Here is a 10714-nt window from a genome sequence, read left to right as displayed (position 1 = left end):
GGAGAACAAGGCATATCACCTCTCAGAAACTGCTTAGAAAATCTTTACGACTAGGCCTTTCGATAAACTCGACCGCTACAGTGAGTATCTTTTAGGTCTCGAAAGCTCTAATTTCGAGTTTGACTTGATGGTCAAGCTCTATGGTCGTTTTGACGTTTATATCAAAGAAGACGTAATTGAGAAGAACGACTTACCTCCCGCAGACATACTAGTGACATTACTGCTAGCACCGATGTTCAAATGGGAAAAGGAGGTCTATGAGTCTCAACGCGGCGTGGAGCTGATGCGGATACTTGAACGCAGTATAGATTTAGTTTCAGCGCAACTACGTACCGCCTTCGACCAAGATCTTTTGCATGTTGAGAACGCTTTGTTCTTCACATATCTGGTCGTATCTAGCATCACGAAAATCGGCATCCACCCCACATCGGGTACATATTTCGTCAAAATATTTCGCCGAGCCAGACCTAGTATCTGGAACACAACAAGATCCGATGTGCGTATTCAATATGCATCTCTAATCTTGGCGTTCGTGATGCAATTCTACGAATTAGACAAAGCGTTCGAAACCAAGTCTGGTTTCAGTCTTGGCGTCTTATCCGAGATTCGATCTGTGTTTAGTGACGCTGCAAACTCAGACATCGAGGCAAACTTTGCGCCTCATCAATGGGTGTTCCGATGGCTGGTGGACAAGTTAGATGTGGACGTGCTGAGCAATTCTAAACGTCTTCCTCTATCAGGCTTATCGGCACTCAGTCCAGTCGAACAAAATCTCATGGTTGAACTGACACGCCGATTTTCAGCATATCGAATACCAGTATCCATCCAAGCTCTGGCTGCTTTTCTTTTGCAATTTGAGACCACACAGCGTATTCGAGGCGCCATAAGACTCTTGTCACATGTGAAGTTTTATCCGTTATGGGCGCTATCAGAAGGGATTGAAAAAATCCTAGTGGCTGAGCTTAGAGAAAAACCGGAAGAACAGTTAGTTCTTTCGGCTTTCGGAGAACACACTGGCAGCGCCGCCATCATGAATTATCTGCTATCACACTCTCCGCTTTCAAGTCAGCTTCGGTTTGAGCAAAGTCTCCCGGATGCTCTTTCAACTACGAGAGCCGGGGATCGTATTTACATTATCGATGACTGCCTACTAAGCGGGACTCAGACGCTCAATACCCTTGGCGATCTAATGGGCACGCGAGCACATAAGCAGCATTACACCGTTCATGCACAGCAATTATCAGAAGAAAATAAAACACGCATAAAAGACCGCGATCTTCGCTTTACCTTTGGCGTCGCGATGGATGAGGGAATTAAGCGCTTCAAAAGTCATGAATACAGTAAGACGGGTCTGGATTCCTCGCGAGCAGAAATTCTATACGGCACTCTCGAAGTAGCTAACACAAAGATTTTTGATCCCCTTGGGCCAGTAACTTGGGTGAATCAAGAGGAGCGTGACGATCTGCATATTTTTTGCAAGGACGTGGGCTACAAAATTCTAGGCCGGCGAGCAAAAGAGAAATCTTGGGACGATTCCAGGAGAAAAGAAAGTGCCCTCGGTTTTTCAGACATGCAGCGATTGCTTGTTTTCCCCTACAACGTTCCCAAAACTACGTTGACTTTGCTGTGGGAGCGATCACGGGGCGATTTTGAATGGAATCCGTTATTCCCTGGCTTCGATTGACTCGTTTCGCACATTAAAACCGATCGACTTCGAGGTTGGATTGGAGTGCCCCCCGGCTGGATCAAGATTGATCTAGAAATTAGGCAGCTTGCCGCGCGAGTTGTGCTTCGAAATGGCTAGGTGATAGCGCAGCGCAGAGTGGTGCTGTTTAAGAATATTGCCTGGTTCGGTTTCGAAGAATATTCACTTCATGCGGGAATTGATAAGTTCTCTATGTGCGCTCTCTGAAGGCGTAGCATGAGTGTCTACTGAAAGCTTGTCGGTCCAGATTCATTTAACTCCGAACTTTCCCCTATTTCCTTCACTTAACTATGAACTTTTCTTCCAAAATTTGGAGGAGGCCAGAGAAATCTTTAGTCGAATTGAAAAAAACATCTTAGGCGGCTGCTCCCCCATTCGTAGCCCCCATTTCAGTAAGTCATAACAAATAATTGGCGCGAATTGCTGCAGAGAGTAGATTTTTGAGTCTCATCTGCCGGGTTCAAGTGAAAAAATTCGGTGAGGCAAATAGGCGCAATACTCTGCTAGGAATGAAGCGGAAATACGAAACGTGGCAAATGCTATTGCCGATCTAACTCGGCATAAAATTCAACTTGTTCTTCGAGGTTTTTTAAATAGTTTGTTCGATGTTGCCATAGCTGGTCCATAACATTCGCCTCGATGTTTCGCATGGCATTACCAGTCACCCACTTGTGTAACGAAAGCCGAAAGTCTATTTCAGCATCATGGTGAGTGGAAAATGCGCTAACTGCCGCTGCGAACAGAGTGGGCAACTCATCTTCATCCGAGTGGATGGAAGTAAGCTTTAACGCTATTCGATCCTGAATTTCCAATGCGTTGGTATAAATTCTCCCTGCTCGTATCGCCTCCTGAATCGAACCGCCAAAACTATTGCGTGAGCGACCGATATTCAACTCTTGCTCCACTAATTCATAGAGACAATCTACAAAGAGTCTCGCACTCGTTAGAAATTTTGACAGCTCACTCGACGAGACTGCGCTGAAATTGGCTTCGTGGGCGACCAAGTGCCTGACTTCAAATATCGCTGCAATGTCTTGCAACAGGCTATTAGTGTCGCTGACTAAAAGTGGAGCAGTTTTCTGCGTTTGGCCTACCGGCCTCTCGCCAAAGAGCTCCTCTTCGCTAGGCTCTTCAAAGACCCGAATTTCCGAAATTATCTTGTTAAATTTTTTGCGCTGGTCTTTGTCGCTGAAAAGGCTCTCGAAATGAGATGAGACATGCTCAAGCTTGCTGACTGGAAGGGAGTGGGAAACCAAATCCCCAAAAGTAATTGCACCCTCACTTAGAGCCCTAGTAAGGGCGAAATCAAACCGAAGGTGCTCTTTAAAAAGCTCAGCCCGCTCAATATAAGGTGCACCAGAGTCCACTAATCGCTTGATGGCCTCTCGAACGCTTACCTCAATACAGGAGGCGATACCCATGATGTGCAAAGCACGTAGCGTTGTATCCGATTCACCAAACTTCTGGGCGCTTTCTTGTAGCGCATAAAGCTCTAAATTTCCGTGTAGATACTGACTAGATGCTCTAGCATTTTTCTCCTGGATTTCCAAAATTAGGTTTCGCTTAGACATGCAACACCAGTTGATTGACGCGACGAGATGGCCGCTGGATTGACATTAATGATGTCACAAGTATGGCCACATACAAAATCCTCCATGCTTAGGATGCTGTCGCATGAAGCCCAGTTGCTGAACATCAGCAACTAGGTGCTTGTATTGCGTCATGCGACCAAACGCCAAAGCCTGTTGGACGTTCTAGCGACTTTTCTTGGATTGGGATACCGCTGAAGCAGCCAACGTTTTTGTGGTGCTGCTGGACTTGCCGCTGAGGAGCGCATTAGAAGCTTTCGCTTCCATCGTTTTTCCGGTGACTTTGGAATTCCCCGTCTGGGAAAGCACGCTGCCGGCCAAACTGCGTTGAATTGCGGAAGAAGAAGGGCTGCTCAGTACTCGAGCAGCGGTGGATGCCACATTTTTTCCGGTAGATTTATTTGCCATTGCCGCCTCCTTGGAGAGTTAATGCAATATAAACAAAGCGCCAAAAACAACTAGATGCAGAAGAACATAACAAAATTTATCTATATATGGCACTGTATGAATACACACATGAACTGTCAATAGCTGTAGCCGTTTGCGCAACACTTAAGTTTTATACCCGCCCCAAAGCTGCTAGGAAGCATCGACGCGTCTCAAGACCACAAGGGGGATCTCTTTCAAGAAGTGGAGAGATCTGCTTCGGTTCGAAGCACTGATATGCAATTGCAAAGTGGGTCTATTGGCCGCCGCTGTTTGGGGAGAGATCAGCAATATGAAGGCTCATATGATCTTTATGGGAGTGCTGAGTCGCTCCAAGTGCCTTGCTGCTCATGAAGCCGACCAAAGTGGCGCAAAAGAGATTTTTCTGATTTTCGCGCATATGCTTGTAACGACTCTCAGCACTTCAAATTCAATAAAGTCCGAATTCGAGACTCATTGAGTCTGATCTTTCCCGCATTTTTTTCATTTAACACTGAACTTTCCTCTAGCAGGATTGAGCTCGCGTTGCAGCTAGCTCCGTGGTCAAATTGAAGAAGCCGCCCTTGCACCATTATCCTTTTCATACTTCGCTTTTCCATTGCTCAACTATTGTTCTGACTCTCCGCAGCCCTTCGTCTGGATTGGCGTAAACACCTTCACTACGCAGCACTTTCCCGTTGGGAAGAAAGACGACCAATCTACAATTCTCTAGTGGATCGTCCTCTGGTATGAAGTCTCGCGCATTGCCTTTTGAAACAGGCACTAGTGCGGCAATAAAATTTTCGTCTACCAGTGTCTTGGTGATCCCATATTCCAAGAAATAACCAAGCGAGTATTCCAATTTACTTTTGCTGGATTTATCGGCGTCGTAAATCACTGCAAACACGAGCCGGTTCTTACTTTCTGCTTTAACTAAAGCGGTTTCAATCAGCTCTTCGGGTTGCGATAGGAAGAATTTTGGCAAAGCCGCTGAAGCAGAAACCTGAAAACCTTCGCGAATTTTCTTAGCGGACTTTTCGTCAGCCAAGCGCTGATATGTCTTCCTGAACTTGATTAGTGTTTTATCTTCGCTGGCCAATCTTTGTGCGACGTCATTGAGAAAGCCTTCCAAATCCTCATCCTCTACTCCCATTTCTTTTGCTTTGTAATGGAAGTCATGGGTAACATCTCCCCAAGCATCCTGCAACTTCGTTCTCACCTGAATTTCACATCGCATATCTTGCGATGCAATTATGATTTCCTGATCTTCCGTCCGCTTAACTCCATCGTAGCTGATATTGGCCACCAAATGAATTGATCGATATCCGGATGGCTTCGGATTAGTTATGTAGTCCTCGATAGAGGGTTCAATTTTCAGATGCTGAGAGCCGGAAATCAGCTTGAGAAATCCGTGGCAATCATCTAAGAACCAGCAAACGACTCTTGCCCCAATAAGATCGCCAGCAACGTCTGTCGGATAATAGAATTGAGGCCATCCTTTTTTCTCCAGCTTCTTCATAAAGCTATTGATGCCCTTAACTCTTGTAGAAACCTTTACAGCCTCAGGAGGTAACTTGTTATCGATTGTGTAGGCGAGTGCGAGTTGCGTTAGCCGAATTTCTAGCAGACTCTTTATTTGCTCGAGATCTTTTCCATATCGATTATAAAAGCGGATGACGCGCTCTTTCAGTTGTTCAGGCGATAAAGGTCCTTGTTCTTGCATAGCTGTCCCTTCGTTTAATACGATCTTATAAACCACCGCCCCAGCTAGTCCCCACATTAATGACTTCTTCCCGTTGATTTGCAATACCTCAGACCCATAGGTACGGTCTTACACCTTAGTCTGAGATTACATTTCACAAATCGGACTGGGTCAATTACGCTGGCAAAACAACATCCGGGGGCAGGCCACTCTTTTATACTTCCTGGCAGATGTACCGACAGTGCGAGGCACAACGCTTTAGGTTGGGGAGCGTCTAGTGTGTGCGTTATCTCTAACGAACAGCACGAATCAAGTCACCGCCACTATCTTTCTTCAGCAGGTCGTAGACCACATCCAGGAACAGTCCACGAGTGCTTTCATCACTCAGCAGCTTGGTCGCCATTGCCTGGTGACTCTGCATGGCTTGCACGATGATTTGAACAGCCGCCTGCGGAAGATTGGCCTTCATAGCCTCTTCCTTGGTATTGTTCTCAACCTGCGCCATCACCTGCTTATCGTCCCGAAGGCATTCTGAAACATGAACCGCCAGCGCGACTTTGTCTTTCTCACTCACGTCCTTACCGAAGGCGTTGTTAAGCTTCTCGACCAAGTCTTCAAGGTAGGCCTTCTGCGTGTCACGTCCCTCTCGCATCCCGTTATCGGTAATGGGGTCAAGCGTGGGCGTTTCGCCCTCAGGCCCAACGCCTTCCAAATCCCCACCCTTCCTGATGCGGAAATGCGTTAACTTCAACCCTTCGAGGTCAATCTGGTCCGCGCCAACTCCGCGTAATCGCTTACGCAGCAGACGGGCGAATCCAGCAAATGCCTCCAACTCAGGGTCACCAAAATCAATGAGCTGCGCGATGTACTCATAGTTGCGGACAAACTTAGCCAGGCTCGAGCTGAATACGATGAGCTCATCTCGTTCTGTCGAAGCCTCCGCCCGGTAGGCGTCAGCTTCTTTTTTCCCAACCTCGTTACCTCCCTTATCGGCTTTCTCCCAAACCTTTTCCCAATGGTCAATCGCCTTCGTCAGTTCATCGAGCTTCTTGTTAAAGCGGTCGGTAGCGGGCTGTGTCAGGATGAACAGCTTCTCGTGGGTAACGTTCTTGTCCACGATGGCCTCGGCGAAGCGCGCAACCTCGCTAGGCTCATAGATGTGAGCGGAGTCCAGTTTCTGCTTCAAGTCATAAACAACGTTGAAGTCTTGGACGTCAGAAACCTGGGCATCACGGTAGTACTTCTTAAATGCCGCCAGTATTTCATCCGGCTCGTTCACAAAATCGATGACGTACGTCTTGTCTTTACCCGGATAGGTCCGATTCAAACGCGATAAAGTTTGGACAGCCTCAACGCCCGAGATTTTCTTGTCCACGTACATCGCCACCAGCTTGGGCTGGTCGAAGCCCGTCTGGAACTTGTTCGCGACAATCATCACTTGGAATTCTGAAGTGTCGAAAGCCTTTCGCATATCCCGACCACGAAGGTCAGGATTCATATTCGCTTCGTTGAACTGATAACCAGCATCCAACTGCTCGTCAATCAATACATCGGTCTGTTTGTCTTTGTTAGGTACGTCGCCACTGAAAGCAACCATTGCGTGCAAGTTCACATAACCCTGGGTCTCACAAAAAGACTTGAACGCACGTGCGTACGCCACCGCTGAAGCTCGGGAACCGGTTACCACCATGGCTTTGGCCTGCCCATTCAAGAGGCGGGCCACGTTGGCACGGAAGTGCTCAACAATAAGCTGAACCTTCTGCCCCACGTTAGTTGGGTGCAGAGACATCCACTTCGCCAAGGAGCGCCTTCCGGATTTTTCATCCACACGCTCGTGAGCTGCCTTTGCCATCTCCGAACCCAGGCGATAAGCAACCTTGTAGGAGGTGTAGTTCTTGAGAACATCAAGAATGAATCCCTCGTCGATGGCCTGCTGCATCGTGTACAGATGAAACGGCACCGGCGGATTCTCTTTGGATACTGGCTGACCTGGGACCTTGGGTCGACCAAACAGCATCAAGGTCGAATGTTTCGGCGTCGCCGTGAAGGCGAAGTAGCTGGCATTGCTGGGACATTGACGGGACGACTGCCAGAAAGCGAGCTTCTCTTCTTTACTCAGCTTGTCCCATTCCTCTTCACTTTGGCCCGTCAACACGAAGCGCAAGTCATCGGCTGTGCTACCGCCAGTGCTGCTGTGTGCCTCGTCGATAACCACGGCGAAGCGACGGTTACGCAAGCTTTGTTCCTTGAGGATGGCCTCTTGCGCATAGGGGAAGGTCTGCACCGTGCAGACGATGATAGGCACACCATCCAGCATGGCCTTGGCCAACTGCTGACTCTTGGATAAGCTGGAGGTCTCACGGTCGACAGCTTTGACGACGCCCGATTGGTGTTCAATCTGAGTAATGGCATCCTGTAATTGCTTGTCCAGCACGGTACGGTCGGTGACCACAATCACGCTGTGGAAGTACGGCTCACCGTCTGGATGACGCAGGCGAATGAGGGCATGCGATGTCCACGCGATGGTGTTGGTCTTGCCAGAGCCAGCACTATGCTGAATGCAGTATGGCTGACCAACGCCTTCAGCGCGCACAGCAGACATCATCTTCGTCACCGCTTCCCACTGGTGGAAACGCGGGAAGATGATGTTTTCCTTGATAGTCGTGTTGCCCTTCGCGTCCTTGCTCTCCTTCTTCTCAAGGAGAACAAAGCGGTGGAAGATGCGCAGCCAGTTATCTTTCTGGAGTACATGCGTCCAAAAATAGCTGACCGGATAAGTAGGCTGACCGTCCGGCCCAGTCTCACCAGGTGGATTGCCCGCACGGCCGTCGTCGCCACGGTTGAAGGGCAGGAAGAAAGTGGAGTCGCCAGCCAGTTTGGTAGTCATGTAGATGAGGCTGTCGCTCATCGCGAAATGCACTACCGCACCACGCTTAAACGTCAACAAGGGCTCCGCACGACCCGTGGTTTTGCTCTTGGGCTCGCGGTCTTCCTTGTACTGTTTGATGGCCGCAAAAACGGACTGCGTGAAGTCGGTCTTGAGCTCCACAGTGGCCACAGGAAGGCCATTGATGAAGAACACCAGGTCAATGGCGTTTTCGTTGTCGAGCGAATAGTGCACCTGGGGAACCACTCGCAGAATGTTGCAGGCGTAGCGCTGGGCAACGGTTTCGTTGCGCTCGTCTTCAGGCAGGCTCTCGCTCATCTTGAGCGTGCCTGCACCGGCCAGCTGGAAACCATCGCGCAACACCACCACGGTGCCACCGTCCTTAGCCTCCAGCACCTTCACCAGGCGGTCGAGAACAGTTCTCTCAGTGTTAGCACCATTCAGGCTTTCAAGCTTTTTCCAGGCGGTTTCCTGGCTCGACTTTAGCCAGGTGACGACATCCGCTGGATAGAGCGCCCGCGCCTTATCATAGGCAGCCGGGTCACCTACTTTCCAACCACTGGCTTCCAGTTGTTCAACGATATGACGTTCAAGTTCGCATTCGTGGTGAATCAGGCTCACTCGGGCCTCCCTGTTTTTCGTCTGTATTTTATTTATTTGTTTGGCCCGACCTGAAAATAGAACTCGGTGCATGGGGTCTCTGGTCGCTTGAGCAGCTCCGGCAACCGCGCACGGGGCGCGTTGATGACATGGCAGGACCAGTTCATGATTTCAGCGGCAATCAATCCAGAGGGCGAGCCGTCCACCAGATACAGCTTCAGTGTACGGCCCCTGCTCATACAGCCTCCCGCAGGTCAATTTGCCCCGTGACTGCCGCAGTGATGAGGGCGGAACGGCGTTCTTTGAGAAGTTCGACACTACGTTCGGTTTTGCTAATAAGAAAAGATATTCGGCTAAGCTCGCATTCCAACCGCTCGCAGATAAGTTGTTGCTCTCGTGCCGGTGGTAATGCCAACATAAATCCAGTTATTTGCTCTGAACTTATATGCGGAACACTCAGTCCTGTCATATCGGGCATCAGAGCTGCTCTGAATAATTCAGACGACAGAACGTGATATAAAAATTTCTTGCTTAGCTTCGCATCGCTCTTTAAGGAAGCAACTCGTTGCAACAAAATACAAGGTAAATCTGACTTCTCTACAAAGGCAATTCGCAGTCCCTCAGAAATCCACGGCCTATCCATACCAAGAACAAGGTCTCCCTGCTTCAATTCGAATGCATCAAGGCCATCTCCATCTCTTCGCTCCCAATAGACAGTTTCATCCCATCGCAATGAAGACACCCCAACATTTACTCCGCGAAGAAGACGTTTATGTTCAGGATTTGGTGAAAATTCAGAAGAAGGAAAAGCAAAACCAGTGGTCACTGCTACATGTCGACCTAATTTTAATACTCCCCAATGCTCCGGGACCTCCCCCAGCCACTCCACGCCGGAGTCCTTCATCTTTACGTTGGGGTCAAGACCTTTGGTCACAGCGTGGGTAATGAGAGCTTGGCGCTTCTCGCGCAGTAGCTCAATGAAGCGAGTCTTCTTCTCGACGAGGGCGTCGATGCGGGCCGTTTCGTAGTCGAGATATCGCGATGTCTTCACTTGAACGGCTAACGACGGCAATCCAATTTTCAAGCTCCTCAAGGATTCTGGGTAGAAGCGGAGTCGTGACTCGATAATTCCAGACGACTCACTCCTGAAATATTGTTTAAAGAGGTCTGAGCGAAATAGGTGGTGAACAAAATTTTTATCAGCCTTATTCGGGTCAATTTTGAAGACGGAATACGCTGGACTTGTAATACCCTCATGAGCTGACACGCCCTGCGCACCTTTCCAGGCAAGCATGTAGTTCATGACGAGGTCCCCGACCTTAACGAGCCTGTAGCCCTCCAATGACTCAGCCCGGCTCAAGTGCTCTCCGTCAGACAGGCTCTCCCGCCTAGGTGTAACCCCCGAGTATTCGGAGACACTTAGAAGCTCCTCACAACCTTCTTCCGAGAACTCTTTTCTTTCATCCAAAAAATAGTCCCCGCGCACGACTTGAAAACTTTGCGACAGCCTAGGGGCAATCACGTTTGAAAAAAACAAGCTCATTCGGTCACCTCCCCCAGCAAGTCGGCAATCTCTGCCTCGATAGCCTTCAAGTCCGCGTCGATAGCACTCAGAGCACGCGGCGGCTGGTACTTATAGAAGTACCGGTTGAAGTTGATTTCATAGCCGACGATGCCGACTTTTCCGTCCTTCTCGTCTTTCTTTATTTCATCATCCAGGCGTCAGGCACGTGCGGTAGCACTTCTTTGGCGAAGTACTCGTGAATGTCCTGACCCAGCGGAACGTTCTCGTTTCTCGCGAAGGTCCGGGTCCGCCATCACGTTAC

At 49.1% G+C, this 10714-nt stretch carries 6 protein-coding genes; 2 read left to right on the top strand and 4 right to left on the bottom strand.

Annotated features, from left to right (window positions below):
- Window positions 1-127 precede the first annotated feature (127 nt).
- Window positions 128-1684, top strand: coding sequence for a phosphoribosyltransferase-like protein (locus I5W_RS00045; protein ID WP_044527711.1), 1557 nt, complete (start codon window positions 128-130; stop codon window positions 1682-1684).
- Window positions 1685-2244: 560 nt separating this feature from the next.
- Here I5W_RS00045 and I5W_RS00040 read toward each other — a convergent pair.
- Window positions 2245-3276 (bottom strand): HEPN domain-containing protein, encoded by a 1032-nt coding sequence (locus I5W_RS00040; RefSeq protein ID WP_044527710.1) that lies wholly within the window; start codon window positions 3274-3276, stop codon window positions 2245-2247.
- A gap of 196 nt (window positions 3277-3472) precedes the next feature.
- Between I5W_RS00040 and I5W_RS31880 the strand changes: the two genes are divergently transcribed.
- A complete protein-coding gene (locus I5W_RS31880) occupies window positions 3473-3625 on the top strand; it encodes a hypothetical protein (protein ID WP_159106092.1) in 153 nt (50 codons plus the stop codon).
- Window positions 3626-4300: 675 nt separating this feature from the next.
- Here I5W_RS31880 and I5W_RS29205 read toward each other — a convergent pair.
- The 3 genes from I5W_RS29205 to I5W_RS28965 all read right to left on the bottom strand — a co-directional run bounded on the left by I5W_RS29205 (window position 4301) and on the right by I5W_RS28965 (window position 10431).
- Window positions 4301-5479, bottom strand: a complete 1179-nt coding sequence (locus I5W_RS29205) for a GTP pyrophosphokinase (protein ID WP_083893420.1) — start codon at window positions 5477-5479, stop codon at window positions 4301-4303.
- A gap of 214 nt (window positions 5480-5693) precedes the next feature.
- Window positions 5694-8909, bottom strand: coding sequence for a type I restriction endonuclease subunit R (locus I5W_RS00025; protein ID WP_044527713.1), 3216 nt, complete (start codon window positions 8907-8909; stop codon window positions 5694-5696).
- Window positions 8910-9123: 214 nt separating this feature from the next.
- The gene (locus I5W_RS28965; protein ID WP_083893419.1) at window positions 9124-10431 is read right to left on the bottom strand and encodes a restriction endonuclease subunit S; all 1308 of its coding nucleotides are present in this window, start codon (window positions 10429-10431) and stop codon (window positions 9124-9126) included.
- Window positions 10432-10714: the final 283 nt, after the last annotated feature.

Origin of the sequence: Herbaspirillum sp. B65 (assembly GCF_000333555.1) — a bacterium.
In the GTDB taxonomy this organism is placed as follows: domain Bacteria; phylum Pseudomonadota; class Gammaproteobacteria; order Burkholderiales; family Burkholderiaceae_D; genus Herbaspirillum; species Herbaspirillum rubrisubalbicans.
The sequence above is the reverse complement of the archived record's forward strand: the minus strand, read 5'-3'. Positions and strand labels throughout refer to the sequence as shown.